At 68.0% G+C, this 18371-nt stretch carries 16 protein-coding genes; 14 read left to right on the forward strand and 2 right to left on the reverse strand.

Features of this window, described 5'->3' with window-relative positions; translation table 11 throughout:
• The first annotated feature begins 363 nt into the window (after nucleotides 1-363).
• The 6 genes from OHA40_RS02415 (at nucleotide 364) to OHA40_RS02440 (ending at nucleotide 4343) form a co-directional block, all read left to right on the forward strand.
• Nucleotides 364-801, forward strand: a complete 438-nt coding sequence (locus OHA40_RS02415; protein ID WP_330231426.1) for a DUF6463 family protein — start codon at nucleotides 364-366, stop codon at nucleotides 799-801.
• A gap of 409 nt (nucleotides 802-1210) precedes the next feature.
• Entirely contained in the window at nucleotides 1211-2113 is a 903-nt protein-coding gene (locus OHA40_RS02420; protein WP_330231427.1) for an NAD(P)-dependent oxidoreductase, read from the forward strand.
• A gap of 141 nt (nucleotides 2114-2254) precedes the next feature.
• Nucleotides 2255-2542: an ArsR/SmtB family transcription factor gene (locus OHA40_RS02425; RefSeq protein WP_330231428.1), complete on the forward strand. Its 288-nt coding sequence runs from the start codon at nucleotides 2255-2257 to the stop codon at nucleotides 2540-2542.
• Nucleotides 2539-2925 carry a VOC family protein gene (locus tag OHA40_RS02430; protein ID WP_330231429.1) on the forward strand — a complete coding sequence of 129 codons (387 nt, stop codon included), beginning with the start codon at nucleotides 2539-2541 and terminating at the stop codon, nucleotides 2923-2925. Before OHA40_RS02425 ends, OHA40_RS02430 begins: the two co-directional genes overlap by 4 nt.
• Nucleotides 2926-2989: 64 nt before the next feature.
• Entirely contained in the window at nucleotides 2990-3637 is a 648-nt protein-coding gene (locus tag OHA40_RS02435) for a glyoxalase (protein ID WP_330231430.1), read from the forward strand.
• A gap of 58 nt (nucleotides 3638-3695) precedes the next feature.
• Entirely contained in the window at nucleotides 3696-4343 is a 648-nt protein-coding gene (locus tag OHA40_RS02440; RefSeq protein WP_330231431.1) for a hypothetical protein, read from the forward strand.
• 303 nt (nucleotides 4344-4646) lie between these two features.
• Here the strand turns inward: OHA40_RS02440 and OHA40_RS02445 are convergent, their stop codons facing one another.
• Complete coding sequence (locus tag OHA40_RS02445) at nucleotides 4647-5621, reverse strand: helix-turn-helix transcriptional regulator (RefSeq protein WP_330231432.1); 975 nt, start codon at nucleotides 5619-5621, stop codon at nucleotides 4647-4649.
• Between the two features lie 134 nt (nucleotides 5622-5755).
• Here OHA40_RS02445 and OHA40_RS02450 point away from each other — a divergent pair, with 134 nt between their 5' ends.
• The 4 genes from OHA40_RS02450 (at nucleotide 5756) to OHA40_RS02465 (ending at nucleotide 10397) form a co-directional block, all read left to right on the forward strand.
• Complete coding sequence (locus OHA40_RS02450; protein ID WP_330234016.1) at nucleotides 5756-6151, forward strand: RidA family protein; 396 nt, start codon at nucleotides 5756-5758, stop codon at nucleotides 6149-6151.
• A 62-nt stretch (nucleotides 6152-6213) separates the two neighbouring features.
• A complete protein-coding gene (locus tag OHA40_RS02455) occupies nucleotides 6214-6699 on the forward strand; it encodes a DUF488 domain-containing protein (RefSeq protein ID WP_330231433.1) in 486 nt (161 codons plus the stop codon).
• A 250-nt stretch (nucleotides 6700-6949) separates the two neighbouring features.
• A complete protein-coding gene (locus tag OHA40_RS02460; protein ID WP_330231434.1) occupies nucleotides 6950-9757 on the forward strand; it encodes a TIR domain-containing protein in 2808 nt (935 codons plus the stop codon).
• Nucleotides 9758-9869: 112 nt separating this feature from the next.
• Entirely contained in the window at nucleotides 9870-10397 is a 528-nt protein-coding gene (locus tag OHA40_RS02465) for a RipA family octameric membrane protein (protein ID WP_330231435.1), read from the forward strand.
• A 175-nt stretch (nucleotides 10398-10572) separates the two neighbouring features.
• Here OHA40_RS02465 and OHA40_RS02470 read toward each other — a convergent pair whose 3' ends face one another.
• On the reverse strand, nucleotides 10573-11736 hold the full coding sequence (locus OHA40_RS02470) for an epoxide hydrolase family protein (RefSeq protein WP_330231436.1): 1164 nt from the start codon (nucleotides 11734-11736) through the stop codon (nucleotides 10573-10575).
• Nucleotides 11737-11860: 124 nt separating this feature from the next.
• Here OHA40_RS02470 and OHA40_RS02475 point away from each other — a divergent pair, with 124 nt between their 5' ends.
• From OHA40_RS02475 to OHA40_RS02490, 4 genes are all read left to right on the forward strand, one after another.
• A complete protein-coding gene (locus OHA40_RS02475) occupies nucleotides 11861-14677 on the forward strand; it encodes an ATP-binding protein (RefSeq protein WP_330231437.1) in 2817 nt (938 codons plus the stop codon).
• Between the two features lie 146 nt (nucleotides 14678-14823).
• A complete protein-coding gene (locus tag OHA40_RS02480; protein WP_330231438.1) occupies nucleotides 14824-16620 on the forward strand; it encodes an acyl-CoA dehydrogenase in 1797 nt (598 codons plus the stop codon).
• 41 nt (nucleotides 16621-16661) lie between these two features.
• Nucleotides 16662-17273, forward strand: coding sequence for a QsdR family transcriptional regulator (locus OHA40_RS02485; protein ID WP_330231439.1), 612 nt, complete (start codon nucleotides 16662-16664; stop codon nucleotides 17271-17273).
• Nucleotides 17270-18274, forward strand: coding sequence for a 1-aminocyclopropane-1-carboxylate deaminase/D-cysteine desulfhydrase (locus OHA40_RS02490; protein ID WP_330231440.1), 1005 nt, complete (start codon nucleotides 17270-17272; stop codon nucleotides 18272-18274). The genes OHA40_RS02485 and OHA40_RS02490 overlap by 4 nt, the downstream gene beginning before the upstream one ends.
• Nucleotides 18275-18371 lie beyond the last annotated feature (97 nt).

Raw genomic sequence — 18371 nt, forward strand, 5'->3', positions numbered from 1 at the left:
CAGCAATCCCAGCAAGTACGCACTTTCCAGGGCAGTTACATACGTCCAGGTAATCTGCCAGGTCGCGAGCGGCCCGCATGGGTGCGGTATGACGGGTGTCACCACCGGTACCAGAGGACGGCGAGCCCCGACCGAATGTCCGCTACCGGCTGATGAGCGAGGACACAAGGAAAGGTCGGATTCTCGAATACCAATCCGAGAGTGGGTCCCTCGAGGTGCGCTGGCTGGATCGTTGGATCGGATCCAGTCAGCGGGACAGAGGTCCCGGTGACCATGGTCGGCGGGCTCCAAGTTCTATACGGAACCGTATATATGGGTTTAAGCTCTGATTTGTACGCTACCGTATATATCTGGAGGGCCGCGATGGAGCAGCGGAGCGCGAGTCGGATGATCAAGTGGGCCGGTTGGCTCATCACGCTGTTCGGGGCCGCGCACACGCTCGGCGCTTTGACGGTGGAGAAAGCCGCGCGTCACGCGGGAACCTGGTTCAGCGGGGGATTGTGGAGCGACGACCTCGCGGCGATGAGTTCGGCGAACAGCGCGTACTGGCTGAGTTTGGCCAGCTTCGGCGTGCCGCTCGTCGTGGTCGGCGTGATGGTGCTGTGGCTGGAACGTCGCGGCATCGCGCCGCCGACGTTCGTCGCGTGGACGCTCGGGGTCTGGACCGTGGGCGGCGCTGCGGTCCTCATGTTCACGCCCTGGCCGATCCTCCTGCTCGCCAGCGTCCTGCTGCTGGTCGGATCACGCCGCGCCGCCCGTCACGACGAGCAGCCCACCCCAGCCGAGTTTCGACGAGCGTGAACACAAGACGTGCGTGAATACGGACCGCGCGCTATCGCTCCGTTTACGGACGGCTCGCCTACGTGAGTGTCCTTTGGTTTCCATCGGGTCGAAGACCGCTCCGCGACACAGCTGTTCGCCACGTACGGCATCCGAACAACTGCTCATCCTCTATGGATTCAGGACCGCGGCTGATCCACGCCTGCACCGCCTGAGCAGCCGTGTCGGGGCCGCCGGCGCACACCTCGAAATCGTCGTGGTCGATGGTGATCCACACCACTGCCGTGGGTTTCCGCGGCGTTCTGACCTTGTCCCAAACCTGGAGGTAAGTAACCGGGACCCGAAGTGCGGTCTTCCCGACGTGGCCAGCGGCAGTCACCATCGAGTCCGGCGCCGACACGATCTGCACAACCGTATTCGAAGGGACGAAATGATGTCTCAGTCAGCTGGTTCGGTGACGGTCATGGGGCTGGGGTCGATGGGACAGGCGATGGTCCGGTCGTTGTGCGCTTCCGGCACGAAGGTGACCGTATGGAACCGCAGCCCCGAAAAAGCCGGCGCTGTGGTGGAATTCGGCGCCGTGCGAGCGGATACCGTGGGACAGGCTTTGAGTGCCGGCGAGGTGATCGTCCTCAGCCTGACCGACTACCCCGCCATGTACGACGTGCTCGAGCCCGTGGCCGAGCACCTGGCGGGCAAGACGATCGTCAACCTCTCGTCGGACTCGCCGGAAAGCACACGCAAGGCCGGGGCATGGATTCGTGCACGTGGTGGTCGATTCCTCGCCGGCGGAGTCATGGCCGACAGCGATGGCGTGGGGAGTTCAGCCGCCTATATCTTCTACAGCGGCCCTCGTGACGTCTTCGCCGCATGTGCCGACGCGCTCCGGCCGCTGGGCCGACCAGAGTACCTCGGCGAGGACGATGGGATCGCACAGCTCTACTACCAGGCGGTCCTGGCAATGTTCCTGCCCGGGCTGCTCGCGTTCGAGCAGGCACTGGCCATGATCGATCGATCCGGCGAATCGATCGAACGATTCCTGCCGTACGCGCAACGGTCGATGGGCGATATGGCGGATCTGTATGCCGCGGTGGCCGCTATGGCCGCCACCGGCGGATGGCGCGATATCGCACATCTGCGGATGATGGCAGCAGGCGCGCAGCATGTCGTCCAGACCGCCACGGCTGCCGGAGTAGACACGGCGTTGGCGCACGCCGTGCGGACCTACTGGCATCGGGCCCTGACCGAAAGTGAGCGAACCGGTGTACCGGTATCGACCTTCCAGCTACTTCGAGGCGAAACCAGCAGCCTGAACAAACCGGAATACCGCTGATCGTGCTTGCCCGTGGCGGGACGACGATCCGGACTGCCGATTTGCGTGCCACGCACAGGTAGGACAGCGGACCGCAGCCTATGGCGCATTCCGATCTCACCGATATTGACAGGCAAGTGACTACTTGCCTATTGTTGGCCCATGGGCGATATCTTCAAGGCCCTCGCCGATCCCACCCGGCGGACCATTCTCGACGAGCTCACCGAGCGCGACGGTCAGACTCTGTTCGAGATCTGCGTCCGCCTGACGAGTCGACATCAGCTCAACCTGACCCGGCAGGCCGTATCCCAGCATCTGGCAGTGCTGGAGGAGGCGGGGCTGATCACGACGCGCAAGCAGGGGCGGTACAAGTTCCACCACCTCGACACCACTCCCCTGGCCGCCATCTTCGAGCGGTGGCCGGTCGGCAGGAAAGGACAAGCACCGTGAAGATCTATGTCACCAGCGTGTTCGTCGACGACCAGCAGAAGGCCCTCGACTTCTACACCGAGGTGCTCGGCTTCACCAAGAAGCACGACATCCCGCTGGGCGAGGCCCGGTGGCTGACGGTCGTCTCACCGGAGGACCCCGAGGGCACAGAACTGCTGCTCGAGCCGGACGGACACCCCGCAGTCAAGCCGTACAAGGAAGGACTGGTCGCCGACGGCATTCCGGCCACGTCGTTCCAGGTCACCGATGTGCAGGCGGAATACGAGCGGCTGCGCGGGCTGGGGGTGACGTTCACGCAGGAACCGATGGCGGCAGGGACGGTGACCATGGCGGTCTTCGACGACACCTGCGGGAACCTGATCCAGATCATCACCCCGGCCTGATCTCCAGCAGACCGATCAGGAATCGAGAAGCGCCGGTCACCGAGCAGCGCATAGCGTTACTGCCATGAACATCACCACTGATCAGAGCACTGTCGAGTCCGTCATCCTCGAGGTGTCCGACCCCGCGGCCGCCGCGGCCTTCTACGCCGCCGCGTTCGGCCTCGGCGACAAGGTGCGCGTGCGCGCCTCCGAGGCGCCGACGACCGGCTTTCGCGGCTTCATACTTTCGCTCGTGGTGTCTCAGCCGAGCACCGTCGACAGCCTCATCGGCACCGCCCTCGACGCAGGCGCGACGACGCTGAAGCCTGCCAAGAAGAGCTTCTGGGGCTACGGCGGCGTCGTCCAGGCTCCGGACGGGGCGATCTGGAAGATCGCGACGTCGTCGAAGAAGGACACCGGCCCGGCCACCCGGGAGGTCGACGATTTCGTGGTGCTCCTCGGGGTCGACAACGTCAAGGCGACCAAGCAGTTCTACGTCGACCGCGGTCTGGCCGTGGCGAAGAGCTTCGGCAGCAAGTACGTCGAGTTCGACGCTTCACCGTCTTCGGTCAAGCTGGCGCTCTACGGGCGCCGCGCCGCCGCCAAGGACGCCGGCGTCGCACCGGAGGGCGCCGGGTCGCACCGGATCATCATCGGCGGCGATATCGGGTCCTTTGCCGACCTGGACGGGTTCGCGTGGGAGGTCGCCCCGGACAAGGATCTGAAATCCTGATCCGAACCCGATCACGCCGGGCGACGGCCCGGCGAGAGATCGAGGCTAGGCTTCCGGCATGAGCACGGCGCAGTCCGACAGCCTTCCCGGTCGACGGGAGAAGCGACGACTGCGGTCACAGCTCGCCTGGTATTTGTTCCTCGCCTGCACAGTTGCGTCTTGCCTGGGGGCACTCGTCCGGGCCAGTGCCCCAGATGGCACCGAGTCGTTGCTGTTGTGGTTGTTCTTGATCAGCGTGGCGTTCGGGTTGTTCTGCGTGATCGTCGGCTACCTGACCCGGGTAGTCGTATCCCGGCGGCTTCGGGTACCCGAGTTCAGTCCCCTGCTTGCGCCTGCGCTGGTGGTGGCGTTCACGGTAGCTGCCTGGAGCGCAGACCTACCGATCGCTGTGCGCTGGTACTTCTCGGCGCACAGCTTCGATGATGCCGCACAGCAGGTGCGCGACGGTGTCGATCCGCGGACGTTCGAAGGTCACCGGCTCGGCCTCTACCGCATTGACAGTGCGGACCGCTTCGACCGGGGTATCTACTTCAGGACCAGCCCCATAGCGCGCAACTGCTCGAGCGGGGGCGGAGGGTTCGCCCAGCTTACCGGCGCGCCTCCCCCGCATGGCGCATTCCATCACCTGAATGGTGGCTGGCATTGGTTCTGTCTCGACAGTGGCGGGTTGAAAGTGCCAGACCATCCCATCGGGGGATCGCGCTAGCCGACCTATCACCAACGAACCCTGGTGATGTCAATATTCGCCTGTACCAACGTCTTCGGATCGCAGGCGGTGTCGAGATCCCACCGGTAGGCGGTGTCACAGACGACCTTGGTTCGGCAGCTCGGGGCCCGCGCGGCTTCGGCTTCCTCGCGGCTGTAGGAGATCTTTCCGGCTATGCGCTCGGCATGACGTCTCCTCAGCGTCGAGGATTCCGGTGGAGCCGCTCGGCGGCGGTGCGCGCGGGATCGCCGACCAGCGTTGTCCAAAGGTGGCGTTTTCATTGCCCGCAGAAGGCGGCAACTCTCAGGATGACACCCCGTAGCAGGTGGCGATCGCGGCGGCGCGGTTGCGCAGGGAGGTGCGCAACCACTGCGGGGCCAGGGCTTCCGCGTTCGTGGCGAGCTGCCACACCGCCCATTCGGCGTGTCTCGGATCTTGGAAGGTCACCTCCATCCGCAGCCAGCCGTCTGCGTCGGCTGCTTCGTCGCGGACGGCCAGCGCGGTGCCCACCAGGTCCTCCCGCCGTGCCGGGTGCACCCGTACCAGCACGGTGACTTGGTCGCCGCCGGTCCGGAACTGCGTGCTGCGTTCCTGCCAGGCCCGGTCCAGATCGACCCGGTCCGGTCGCTGTGCGGGTTCGGGGAGTTCCTCCGCCGCCAAGACCCGGGACAGCCGGTAGGTGCGGTCCGCGCCAGACCTCGTGGCCAGCAAGTAGCCCTGGTCGCGTACGGTGACCAGCCCGATCGGGTCCACCGTGCGCCACTTCGGGGTCTGGTCGACAGCCGCGTAGTGGATGCGCAGCTTGTGGCCGGCGAACACCGCGCGCCGGACCTCGGTCACTATGGCGTCGGGCACCTCCTCAGCGACCAGCCGGCGCGAGAGGAGGTCGGCCTCCGGGTCGACGAGGAATCGCTGGGCCGCGCCGGCCGCGGTGGCCCGAGAGCTCTCGGGTAGCGCGTCGACCACCTTGCGCATGGCCGAAGCGAGCGCCGAGCCGAGGCCGAATGCCTGCCCACCACGCCGTGATCCGGCGACCAGCAGGGCAAGTGCCTCGTCGTGATTCAGTCCGGTGAGCTCGGTCTGGAAACCGGGCAACAATGCGAAACCGCCGTGCCGGCCGCGTTCGGCGTAGACCGGGACGCCGGCCGCGGACAGCGCCTCGATGTCGCGCAGCACGGTGCGGGTGGATACCTCCAGCTCGCGGGCCAGCGTGGCCGCGGACAGCCGACCGTGCCGGCGCAGCAGCAGCACCAGCGAGACCAACCGGTCAGCTCGCATACGAAAATTATGTCAGCAATACACGACACAAGGTGTCGTGTATTGCTGACAGGCTGACCAGCATGACAAAGAAGATGGCTACCGAGCCGATGGACGTACGTACTCTCGATGAATCGGCCGGAGCTGATGGGGCCATGGAACGGGCAACGGTCAACCCGTGGACGTGGTCGGTGGAGATGGGGTACAGCCAAGGCGAGATCGTCTCCGGGCACACCCGGACGCTGTACTGCTCCGGGCAGACCGCGATGAGCGGCGACGGCAAGCCCCAACATGCCGGTGACATGGCCGCGCAGTTGGCGCTGAGCGTCGACAACCTGGAGGCCATTCTCAGCGAGGCCGGCATGTCCCTCGCGAACCTCGTCCGGCTCAACGTCTACACCACCGACGTCGATCTGCTTTTCCAGCACTACGGCGTGCTGGCGTCGCGGTTGGGCGCCGCCGGGGTGGCACCGACCACCACGATGCTCGGGGTGACACGGCTGGCGATCCCCGGCCTGATGGTCGAGCTCGAGGGGACCGCCGTCGCGTGATGCGACCTCGCCGCCTCTGCCGGTCGAACCGGCACGAGTAGCAGGCAGGTGGGTGCTTTCCGGTGCTCAGAATAGTGACAATCGGCGTCTACGGTTTCACGGCCGGAGCCTTCCTCGACAAGCTCACCGGCGCGGGCGTGGGGTCGCTGCTCGACCTCCGCCAGCGCCGCGGCGTCCGGGGCCCCGACTACTCCTGGGCGAACTCGGCGCGGCTCCAGCGCGCGCTCGCCGCGGCGGACATCGGCTACCGGCACGTGAAGGAACTGGCGCCGACAACCGAGCTGCGCCAGCTCCAGTACCGCGAGGACGACCGCCAGGGCGTGGGCAAGCGCAACCGCATCGCGCTGGCGCCCGAGTACGCCGAGCGCTACACCCGTGAGATCCTCGACCCGTTCGACCTCGGCGCGCTCGTGGCCGAGCTTCCGAGCGACTCGGCGACCGTCCTTTTCTGTGTCGAACGCGATCCGGAGGCATGCCACCGCTCGCTCGTGGCGGCGCGCCTGCGCGCCGAGCATGGCCTGCCAGTCACGAACCTCCGACCGGGCTGAGCCATGCCCATCACCGGCGTTCGTGGAGTGGCTGACGGGCCCTCACGCGGCTGGGTCACCGACCCCGCGTACAGGCTCACCGCGAATCTCGTGTCGGGCGTGGATATGCGGCACCTGGTATAGCGGGCCGGCGAGTCAGCAACTTCCTGCGAAGTCGAGTAGCGGACTACGCGCGTCATCTGAATTCGGGTGCGTCAGGCTCGAATCGTCCAGTTCATGCGTCTCGATCTGGAGAGCGGGGCGATAACCCATGTGCGCGCAGGCTCCGGAGGCTCTGGAGCGGCAGGCTCGTGGACAACAGGAGTCGTCCGACTACGACGCCTTCATCTCCTATGCCCACGAAGATCGGCTGGTCGCCGCGGGTATTCAGAAGGGCCTGCATCGCATCGGACGGCGCATGGGCCACTTGCACGCCCTGCGGGTATTCCGTGACGCCACCGACCTCACCGCCAGCCCCGACCTGTGGGGCAAGGTCAGCGACGCGATCGATCGCGCCCGCTATTTCATCGTGGTGCTTTCCGCACACTCGGTCGCCTCGGGCTGGGTCAACAAGGAAGTTGCCCACTGGCTGCGACGACGCGGCCCGGACCGGTTGCTGTTCGTCGTCGCCGACGGACACCTGACCTGGGACGAAGACACCGGACGATTCGACCCGGAACGCTCCGATGTGGCCCTACCGGTACTGACCGAGCCAGGAACGCTCACCGCCGAGCCGTTCTACGTCGACGTCAGCGAGGATGCGCCGTGGGATCCTCGCGCGGCGTTGTTCCGGGAGAAGGTCACCGACCTGGCTGCCCCGATCCATGGCAAACCCAAGTACGAACTGGCCAGCGAGGACCTGCGGGAGCAACGCCGCTTCCGGCGGTTACGGCGCGCCGCCATCGTCGGCCTCGCGCTCCTGACCATCAGCGCTGTCACCGCGGCGGCGATCGCGCTCGATCAACGACAAGCGGCCATCCATCAACGCAACGAAGCGATCGCTCTGCGGCTGGTATCCGAGGCCCAGGCCATCCTCGCCGGCGCCCGCCTCGACGGGGATGCACGCGCGCTCAAGCAGATTCTGGCCGCGCAGTCGATCGCATCACGGCCGGACGAGGGCGCGCTGCTCGGCGCCGACCTCGAGCTCCGTCACGTACGCAGGATAATCGAGACCACCGCGCGGGTGCCCAGCGTGGCGGTCAGCCCGGACGGGAAGCGGATAGTCTCCGGCGGTGCCGACGGCACCGTACGACTCTGGGACGCGAACACCGGACAACCCATCGGCGAACCCAGCACCGAACACCAGGGCCGGGTGTTGAGCGTGGCGTTCGCCCCGGACGGACGGCGCATCGCCTCCGGCGGTGCCGACAAGACTGTGCGGCTCTGGGATGCGAACACCGGACAACCCATCGGCGAACCCATCACCGGACACCAGAACTGGGTACGGAGCGTCGCGTTCGCCCCGGACGGACGCCGCATCGCCTCCGGCGGAGACGACAAAACCGTGCGGCTCTGGGACGCGAACGCCGGACAACCCATCGGCGAACCCATCACCGGACACCAGAACTGGGTGTTGAGCGTGGCGTTCGCCCCGGACGGACGGCGCATCGTATCCGGCGGTGTCGATGAAACCGTGCGGCTGTGGGACACGAATACCGGAACACCGATCGGCCAACCCATGACCGCGCACCGCAGTCAGGTGGCGAGCGTCGCGTTCGCCCCGGACGGGCAGCGGATCGTCTCCGGCGGCTTCGCCGGCAGGGCCGGAACCCTCCGGCTGTGGGACGCGAACACCGGAACACCGATCGGCGAACCCCTGACCGGACACCGAGGCCCGATCGGCAGCGTCGGGTTCGCCCCCGACGGTCAGCGCATCGTCTCCACGGGCGCCGACGGCACCGTGCGGCTGTGGGACACGAACACCGGAACACCGATCGGCGAACCCCTGACCGGACACCGAGGGCCGGTGGGCGGTGTGACGTTCAGCCCGGACGGCCAGTGGATCGTCACCGGCGGCGACGACGGCACCGTGCGAGTGTGGGATGCGACCACCGGCAAACCGACCATCCCGGGCGACGTGATGAGCGTGGCGTTCAGCCCGGACGGGCAGCGCATCGCCTCCGGCGGCGGTGACGTGCGGCGATGGGATGCGACCGTTGCGCAACCCGTCGGCGAACCGATGACCCGACACGAAGACGGCGTGATGAGCGTGGCGTTCAGCCCGGACGGGCGGCGCATCGCCTCCGGCGGTCCCGACCGCACCGTGCGACTCTGGGACGCGAACACCGGAACACCGATCGGCGAACCCATGACCGGACACCAGAACTGGGTGTTGAGCGTGGCCTTCGACCCCGACGGACGGCGCATCGCCTCCGGCAGCTCCGACGGCACCGTGCGACTCTGGGACGCGAACACCGGAACACCGATCGGCGAACCCATGACCGGACACGAAGACTGGGTGTTCAGCGTGGCGTTCAGCCCCGACGGGCAACGCATCGCCTCCGGCAGCTCCGACGGCACCGTGCAGTTGTGGGACGCGGCAACCCGCCAACCCATAGGAAAGCCGATGACCGCAACTGCGGTCCGGATTCCAAGTATCGCGTTCAGCCCGGACGGGCAGCGCATCGTCGCTGGCAGCTCCGACGGCACCGTGTGGATGTGGGACGCGGCAACCGGCCAACCCCTCGGCGAACCGATGGGCGCGCACCAAGGAACAGCGTGGAGTGTGGCGTTCAGCCCGGACGGGCAGCGCATCGTCACCGGCGGCGACGACGGTAACGTGCGGCTGTGGGACGCGACCAGCCGCCGATCGATCGGCCCTCCCATGACAGGACACCCTGGAACTGTCCGGAGCGTGGCGTTCAGCCCGGACGGTCGGCGCATCGTATCCAGCGGTGATCATGGCAGCATATTGCTCTGGTCCGCAGCCCCCGCTGAGTGGACGAAAAATCTGTGCAGCACGCTGACGCGAAACATGAGCCACAAACAATGGCGTGAGTGGGTCTCGCCGGATATCGACTACGTCAAGGTCTGCCCTGACCTACCGATTCCTCCTGACGACACCCCGGCTGCGAAGTGAAGGTGAGCTGACGTCGGCTCGCCGACTCGAGGAGTCCGACCGCACACGCTGCCCCCGACAGAACGAAGAATCCGCCCGCAGCACACCGCGACACGCCAGGGAAAGGTGGGCAATGCACCAGAACGATCGCCGGTCGGAGCTGCGCCACCGACTCTGGAACCACCCGGAGGCCGAGACCGGCCCCGACGCCCGTAGCACCACCTACGACAGCGCGGTGCTCGACCAGTACCGCCTCTACGTGGAGATGGCCGACCGCATCAGCGCCCGACGAGGCTTGACGAACTCGTTCTTCGTGACACTCAATACCGGCATCTTCACCCTTGTCGCCGCCTTCGGGAAAACCCCACCGTCGGACAAGGAACCGTGGTTGGCCATCCCCCTGGTCGCCATCCTCGGCCAGTGTTTCGCCTGGTTCTACCTGGTACGCAGCTACCGGCTCCTGAACAGCGCCAAGTACCAGGTCATCGGCGTCCTCGAAGAACGACTCCCCGCCTCGCCCTTCTGGCGTGCCGAATGGTGGGCCCTGGGGGAAGGGAAGGACCGGGCACGATACTGGCCCCTCACCCACATCGAGCAATGGATCCCAATTCTTTTCGGCATCGCGTACATCGCAGGATTTCTCGTAACAGTGCTCGCTTGAGTTCGGTATATCGGCTTCGGACGGTTCTCGTGCACGTGTCGTGAGTTACCGACGGTCGGCAAATGGTGGCCGATCGGCGCTTGGGTCGCCGCCATATCACTCCGCTGACTCAACGCGTGGCCGACGCACGGAAAGGGCAGGCGGTGGGGACCGCCTGCCCTTGGGTTCCGCCGTATCAGTCGCCGAGTGTGCGGAAGAACTCTCGGATGTCGCCGACCAGCAGTTCCGGCACCTCCAGCGCCGGGAAGTGGCCGCCGGAGTAGAACTCCGACCAGTGCGTGATGGTGTGCGCGCGTTCGGCGAAGCGGCGAATGGCGTAGTCGCCGTCCTTGAACACCGCGACACCGGTGGGCACCGTGCCCTTCGGCTTGGGCGCGAACATGGTCGCGTCGTGGAAGCGCTCGTAGTAGAAGTTCGCGACGCTACGGGCGGTGTCGGTGAACCAGTAGATGCTCACCGTGGCCAGCAGCCGGTCCTTGTCCACGGCTTGTTCGGGCAGTTCGTGCGAGGAGTCGGTCCACTCCTGGTACTTCTCGGCGATCCAGCCGAGCTGGCCGGTCGGGGAATCGGCCAGCAGCTGGGCGATGGTGTTCGGTCGCGAGCCCTTCAGGTTCATGTAGGCCGAGCCGTCGTCCTGGAACTTCTTCATCGCGCCCAGCCGTGCCTTCTCCGCGTCGGTGAGCGCGGCCATGTCGGCGGGGTCCCCGGTCGGGAAGGTGACCAGCGCGTTGACGTGCACGCCGACCACGTGCTCGGTGTCGATCCGCCCGAGCGTGGGGGCGATGAACGCGCCGTGGTCGCCGCCCTGCACGCCGTAGCGGTCGTAACCCAGCCGCGCCATCAGCTCGGCGAGCGCCGCCGCGATGCGGCCGTCGTTCCACCCGGTCTCGGTGATCGGGCCGGAGAAGCCGTGGCCGGGCAGTGACGGGATGACCAGGTGGAAGGCGGGGGCGGCGGGGGCGCCGTGCGCGGCGGGGTCGGTGAGCGGGCCGATCAGGTCGAGGAAGTCGACCACCGAGCTGGGCCAGCCGTGCAGCAGCAGCAACGGGGTGGCGTCCTCCTGGGCCGAGCGGACATGCAGGAAGTGCACGTTCTGCCCCGCGATGGTGGTGGTGAACTGCGGGTAGGCGTTCAGCTCCGCCTCCACAGCCCGCCAGTCGAACTTCTCCGCCCAGTACCCGGCCAAGTCCTTCAGGTAGGCGGTCGGCACACCGCGTTCCCAGCTCGTGCCGGGCAGGTCGTCGATCCAGCGGGTGCGGGCCAGGCGCAGCCGGAGATCGTCCAGGTCGGCCTGCGGGATGTCGATGCGGAAGGGGCGGATTTCGGTGTTCGTCGTCATGCCGGTAATACTTCGGGTAACGAGGGGGCAGCCGAATCACGAGAATTCGTTATCTTCCCGCTGAACACCTCTTTACCCGCCACAGTTGGCACCAACGGCGTGGTCGGGCATGATCGCGCCCGTGGTGAGCCTTCCCGTTTGCGGTGCCTTCGTCGGGCGGGCCGCCGAAGTCGCGGCATTGCAGGACGCCTACCGGGACCCGGCGGTCCACACCGTGCTGGTCGCGGGCGAGGCGGGAATCGGCAAGTCGCGGCTGGTCGTAGAGTTCACGACGCGGGTCGGCGCGCATGCGGCGGTATTGTGCGGACGCTGTCCGGAGTTCGGCGCCAAGGGCGTGCCGTTCGCTCCGTTCGTCGCGGTCATGCGCGCGCTGCTGCGCGACCAGGGTGTGGACGGGCTGGCAGCGCTGCTTCCGGTGGACAAGCCCGCGCTGGGCCGCTGGCTTCCCGAGTTGGCCGCACGGTCCGGGTCGGCGGAAGCCGACACGGATCGAATCCGGTTGTTCGGTGAAATCCTGACCGTCCTGGAACAGCTGGCCACAACCAGGCCGGTGGTGGTGGTCCTGGAGGACCTGCACTGGGCGGATGACGCCAGCCTCGAGCTGCTGGCGTTCCTGGTGGCCAACCTCACCCAGCGAGATCTGCTGCTGGTGGGCACCTATCGGCCCGCCGATTCCGAACCACTGCGCAGGCTGGTCGCCGGGTGGCGCCGCGCCCCCGGAGTCCGCCTGCTCACTCCGGCGCCGCTGACCAGGCACGAGGTGGGCAGACAGCTGGCCGCGCTGCTCGGCAGGGAGCCGGAACCAGGGACGATCGCGCGAGTCTTCGAGCGCAGCAAGGGAATTCCGCTGTTCGTCGAGGCGCTCGGTCCGGCACCGGAGGACACGCCCGCCGACCTGTCGGAGCTGTTGCTCGGGTATCTGTCCGACCTGCCCGACCGGACCGGCTCGGTCTTGCGGCTCGCGGCGGTGGCCGGTTCACCGGTGCGCCACGCGCCGCTGGAGGCCGCCGCCGACCTCCCCCCGGACGAGCTCACCACGGCCCTGCATCAGCTGGTCGATCAGCAACTGCTGGTCACCACGGACACCGGCTACGAGTTCCGGCACATCCTCATCCGCGACGCGGTCTACGACGACATGCTGCCAGCGGAACGAAAACGCCTGCACGCCAAGCTTTCCCAGGTACTCGCCGCCGACCGGGACGGGTGCCCCTCCGGCGAGCTGGCCTATCACGCGTACGAGGCTGGCGAACTGCCGCTGGCACTGGAAGCCGCATGGCATGCCGCGGCGGACGCGGAAAGTGCTGGCGCACACGGTGGTCAGGTGCGTCACTTGGATCGGGTGCTCGAACTATGGGACCGGACACCGGAACCCGCGAACCGGGTGAACGCCGATCGACTCGGCGTGCTGGAAGCGGTCGTTGCGGCATGTCATCGCGGCGGTGTCATCGAGCGGGGCATCGCGGCCGCCGACGAGGCACTGGCCGCGATCGACGTGGCGGTCGAACCGGAGCGCGCCGCCCGGCTGCACCACCTTCGGGCCGGATTGCGCAATCAGAGCAGCAGCGGCGGCGAAGACGACCTGCTCGCGGCGCTGGCGTTGCTTCCAGCGGACCGGCCGACGGTGCTGCGCGGCGAGGTACTCGCCGAACTCGCCGCGGCGCGCGTGTTCGGCGGTGACTCCGCCGCGGCCGAGAGCGATGCGCGCGCCGCCGCCGACGTGGCCGAACAGCTGGGCGCCGGGCCACTGACCGCGCGCGCCTACGCATACCTCGGGCTGGCCACTGCGGCCCGGTCCGAGGTGGCCATGGCGCATTTCGAACGGGCGCATGCCGCCGCGACGGCCGCGGGCGATCCGGGAACGCTGCTGAGCGTGGTGCTGTGGGAGTCGGCGCTGCTGGTCGCGGCGGGGTCGAATGAGGCGGCCATCGCCGCGATCCAGCAGGGGCTGCGTGCCGCGCACGAGACCTACCGTTTCATCGATGCCGGACCGATTCTGCTGGTCAAATGGGCGCAGGCGCTCACCGCGCTGGGCCGCTGGAGCGAAGCGCTCGATCTCATCGACGAATCGCTGACCGAGCGCTTGCCGCCGCTGAGCACCGCCGCGCTGCTGCTCTGCCACGCCAGGGTCATGCTGGCGCGCGGTGACGTGGACGCCGCGGCGACCAGCGCGAAAACCGCGCAGCCTTTGCTCGGCGACCGCCGCTGGGCCAGGCAGTACCAGATCCAGCTGCACGCCGTGCAATCCGAGATCGCGCACGCGGCGGGCAACCCGCAGCGCGCCGCCGAGATCGGCGCAGCGACGCTGACCGCGGACGACTTGGCCGCCCATCATCACGAAGGATGGGCGCTGGCCGCCACGGTAGCCCGAACGCGCTGCGCGACAATGGTTCTCGACACCGCCATGGCAACGCTGCCGGTGACCACCGCCGTCGACGCCGCGCACCGGGATACCTGCCGAGCCGTCCGCAGTGGCCGTCCCGCCGACTGGACTGCGGCGGCGGCTTCGTGGCGGGCCCTGCACCAGCCGTACGAACTGGCGCGCGCTCTGCTCGAATCCGGCGAAGCCGAACTGGCCGCAGGCGATCGTGCCGCGGCGCGCACAGCGCTGCGGACCGTCGTGGAGCTGGCGGACGAATTGGCGGCGCCGCCGCTCGGCGCGCAAGCCGAGCAGCTGGCCGACCGCGCCGGGATCATCCTCGACCACCCCGCAGACCGCCCGCCCGCGACGCAGCGGCCGAGCACCGCGGGCCTGACACCTCGGGAACTCGACGTGCTGCGGCTGGTGGCCACGGGCGCGAGCAACCGTCAGATCGCGGCCGAGCTGTTCATCAGCGCCAATACCGCGGGGGTGCACGTCTCGCGCATCCTGGCCAAACTCGGCGCGGCCACCCGCACCGAAGCCGCGGCGACCGCCCACGCCCGCGGCCTGCTCAGCCCCTAGACGAACCCGGCCGCGCGGTCCGGAGGTCGCCCACCCGTACCCCCAGCGGTGTCGAGCCGCGATCCCGTCGCCGGGGCGCGCGCCACCGGGCGCCGCGAGCGCCCGTAAGATACACTTGCTCGAACATGTCCCGAAAGGATGGGCTGATGCGGTCGACCCTGCTGTCCCGGCGCGATCTCGATTTCCTGCTCTACGAGTGGCTGGACGCGGAGGGGCTCACCAAACGCGAACGGTACGCCGAGCACTCGCGGGAGACCTTCGACGCCGTGCTGGAGCTCAGCGAGCAGCTGGCCACCAAGTACTTCGCGCCGCACAACAAGCTCAACGACGCCAACGAACCGACCTTCGACGGCGAACGCGTCACCGTCATCCCCGAGGTCGGTCGCGCGCTGGAAGCGTTCGCGAAGGCCGGGCTGCCTTCGGCGGCAATGGATTACGAACTCGGCGGTGCGCAACTGCCCGCCACCGTCGCACAGGCGAGCTACGCGTGGTTCCAGGCGGCCAACCCCGGTACCGCGGGTTATCCGTTCCTCACCGTGGCCAACGCAAATCTGCTCGTCGCCCACGCCGATCCGGAGCTGGTCGAGAAGTTCGTCCGGCCGATGCTCGCGGGCCGCTTCTTCGGCACCATGTGCCTGTCCGAGCCGCAGGCCGGTTCGTCATTGGCCGACATCGTCACCCGCGCCGAGCCGCAGGACGACGGGACGTACCGACTGTCCGGCACCAAGATGTGGATCTCCGGCGGCGATCACGAACTCGGCGAGAACATCGTGCACCTGGTGCTGGCGAAGATCCCCGGCGGACCCGCGGGCACCAAGGGGATCTCGCTGTTCGTGGTGCCCCGCTTCCTGGTCGGCGACGACGGCGCGATCGGCGAACGCAACGACGTCGCGCTGGCCGGGCTCAACCACAAGATGGGCTTCCGCGGCACCGTGAACACGGTGCTGAACTTCGGCGAGGGCCGCTGGACGCCCGGCGGCGCGCCCGGCGCGGTCGGCTATCTGGTCGGCGAACCGCATCGCGGGCTGACCTACATGTTCCACATGATGAACGAGGCGCGGATCGGCGTCGGCCTGGTCGCCGCCGCGCTCGGCTACACCGGCTACCTCGAGTCGCTCGACTACGCCCGCACCCGCACCCAGGGCCGGGCCAAACTGCCCGCCGACCCGGCCGCGCCGCAGCGGCCGATCATCGAACACGCCGACGTGAAGCGAATGCTGCTGGCGCAGAAGGCCTATGCCGAAGGCGGGCTGGCGCTGGTGCTGTACTGCGCACGCCTGGTGGACGACCAGCGCACCGCGGAGTCCGAGGAGGACCGCCGCGCGGTCACCCTGCTGCTGGATATCCTGACCCCGATCGCCAAGAGCTGGCCCTCGCAGTGGTGCCTGGAGGCCAACAGCCTCGCCATCCAGGTGCTCGGCGGCTACGGCTACACCCGCGAGTACAACGTCGAACAGCACTACCGGGACAACCGGCTCAACCCGATCCACGAGGGAACGCACGGCATCCAGGGCCTGGATCTGCTGGGCCGCAAGGTGACCCAGCAGGGCGGGGCCGGCCTGCTGGCGCTCGGCGCGCGGGTCGAGGCCACCATCGCCGCCGCTGGCATGGCGGGTGGCGAGGCGGCCGAGCTTGCCGCCCAGCTGGATTCGGCGTGGCGCCGGCTGGTCGAGGTGACCGCCGGACTGTTCGCCACCGGCGACATCGAAGCCGCGCTGGCCAACAGCTCGGTCTACCTGGAGGCGTTCGGGCACATCGTGCTGGCGTGGATCTGGCTCGAGCAGTTTCTCGCCACCGGGGAGCGTTCCGGCGACTTCTATGATGGCAAGCGGCACGCGGCGCGGTTCTTCTATCATTTCGAGCTGCCCAGGACCGCACCGGCACTGGACCTGCTCGCCCGCCTGGACACGACTACGCTGCAGATGCGGGAAGCGTGGTTCTGAGCGCGTTTTTATACACGCCCTAGAGGATGTATCATTTCTTGGTGATCGATTCCAGTCAGCGGACCACCCGCCCTCCCGGCCGACCGGCCTCCGCGACGAGGGAACAGGTCATCGAACACGCCCGCAAGGCGTTCCTGGCCGGCGAACGCGTGGACATCCAGGCTATCGCCGGGCAACTCGGGCTCAGCCGCGCCTCGATCTACCGCTGGTTCGGCTCCCGTGACGGCGTGCTCGGCGCGGTCTTGGCCGGGGAATTCGAGGCCCTGCTCAGCCGCGCGGACGCACGCCGCCGCTCCATCGGCGCCCGGCGCATCCTGGATGTGCTCTACCGGGTCAACCGCTGGATGACCGACAACGAACCGTTCCGCCGCTACTTCGAGAACGAGCCGCTGTCCGGGCTGCGCATCCTGACCGCCAGCGATGGACCGTGTCAGCCGCTGGTGGTACGCACGGTCCTGGGATTGATCGTTCGCGCCACCCAGGAGGACGGATACCGCCCGCCCCTCGAACCCGCGCTGCTGGCCTACACGCTGGTCCGCCTCGGGGAGGCGTTCCTGTACAACGACAACGTCGCGGGCATCCGCGGCGACGTCGACCGCCTCCACGAGGTCCAAGCGGCGCTGCTGGGTATCCCCGAGGCGATCACGCCATGACCGGTGCGCTGCTCCATGCGCGTTGTCCCGAGGTGACCGACACCTTGCCGTTCATCCGGCTCGGCACCGCGCCGACACCGGTGCGCCGGTGTGATCTCGGCACCGCGACCGACCTGTGGTGCAAAGACGAGAGTGGATACGGCGACGGCGGCTGGGGCGGCAACAAAGTACGCAAGCTGGAATGGCTGCTGCCCGAGGCGCGGCGCCGCGGTGCGCGCACCATCCTGACCGTCGGCGGCACCGGTACCAACTGGGGCCTGGCCACGGCCTTGTACGGCCGCGCCCACGGCATCGATACCGCTCTCGCCCTGGTCGATCAGCCGGTCGACGACCACGTCCGCGCGCAGCTGCGGCGACTGGAAAGCTCTGGCGCCACACTGCATTTCACGCACAGCAAGCTGCGCACGTTGCTCGCCGCGCCGTGGCTGTATCTGCGGCACCTGCGGGGCGGCAAGCGCCCGTATTTCCTGCCCGCGGGCGGGTCGTCGCCGATCGGCGCCCTGGGTTACGTCGAGGCGGCGTATGAACTCGCGGCTCAGATCGCCGCGGGCGAGCTTCCCGAACCCACGCACATCGTCACCGCCGTCGGGTCCGGTGGCACCGCGGCCGGTCTCGCACTCGGGTTACGACTGGCCGGATTGCGCACGCGCGTTGTCGGGGTCGTCGTGAACGACACACTCCCCCTCGACGCCGCGCACGTCGTCCGCCTCGCCGAGCGCACCGAGAACCTGCTTCGTTCCCGCGGAGCCCGCTTCACCCCAACCGGACTGCGGCCCGAGGACGTCACGATGACCACCGACTGGCTCGGCCCCGGCTACGGCCACACCACAACGGCCGCACGCGACGCCGAACAGCGTGCCGCTGCGGCCGGACTGCAATTGGAGCCCGTCTACACCGCCAAAGCCTTGGCCGCACTGCTCCACATGGACGCCACAGCCGCTTTCGGCGCGGGTCCCGTGCTGTTCCTCGACACCTACGGCCCACGCTCAGCGGCCCGATGAGGGCGTGAAATCGGCTCCCGCGGCGCCGCTTTTCACGGGCCCCCTTATGGCTCGCAAAACAATTCAGCCACAGCCCCAGGCAGTGACCTCGTCGCCG

Source organism: Nocardia sp. NBC_00508 (genome assembly GCF_036346875.1).
In the GTDB taxonomy this organism is placed as follows: domain Bacteria; phylum Actinomycetota; class Actinomycetes; order Mycobacteriales; family Mycobacteriaceae; genus Nocardia.

Bases quoted from the DNA above. Each gene is read 5' to 3' on its own strand.
- OHA40_RS02415 (WP_330231426.1), top strand. From the start codon at position 364: ATGGAGCAGCGGAGCGCGAGTCGGATGATCAAGTGGGCCGGTTGGCTC.
- OHA40_RS02420 (WP_330231427.1), top strand. From the start codon at position 1,211: ATGATGTCTCAGTCAGCTGGTTCGGTGACGGTCATGGGGCTGGGGTCG.
- OHA40_RS02425 (WP_330231428.1), top strand. From the start codon at position 2,255: ATGGGCGATATCTTCAAGGCCCTCGCCGATCCCACCCGGCGGACCATT.
- OHA40_RS02435 (WP_330231430.1), top strand. From the start codon at position 2,990: ATGAACATCACCACTGATCAGAGCACTGTCGAGTCCGTCATCCTCGAG.
- OHA40_RS02440 (WP_330231431.1), top strand. From the start codon at position 3,696: ATGAGCACGGCGCAGTCCGACAGCCTTCCCGGTCGACGGGAGAAGCGA.
- OHA40_RS02445 (WP_330231432.1), bottom strand. From the start codon at position 5,621: ATGCGAGCTGACCGGTTGGTCTCGCTGGTGCTGCTGCTGCGCCGGCAC.
- OHA40_RS02450 (WP_330234016.1), top strand. From the start codon at position 5,756: ATGGAACGGGCAACGGTCAACCCGTGGACGTGGTCGGTGGAGATGGGG.
- OHA40_RS02460 (WP_330231434.1), top strand. From the start codon at position 6,950: ATGTGCGCGCAGGCTCCGGAGGCTCTGGAGCGGCAGGCTCGTGGACAA.
- OHA40_RS02465 (WP_330231435.1), top strand. From the start codon at position 9,870: ATGCACCAGAACGATCGCCGGTCGGAGCTGCGCCACCGACTCTGGAAC.
- OHA40_RS02470 (WP_330231436.1), bottom strand. From the start codon at position 11,736: ATGACGACGAACACCGAAATCCGCCCCTTCCGCATCGACATCCCGCAG.
- OHA40_RS02480 (WP_330231438.1), top strand. From the start codon at position 14,824: ATGCGGTCGACCCTGCTGTCCCGGCGCGATCTCGATTTCCTGCTCTAC.
- OHA40_RS02490 (WP_330231440.1), top strand. From the start codon at position 17,270: ATGACCGGTGCGCTGCTCCATGCGCGTTGTCCCGAGGTGACCGACACC.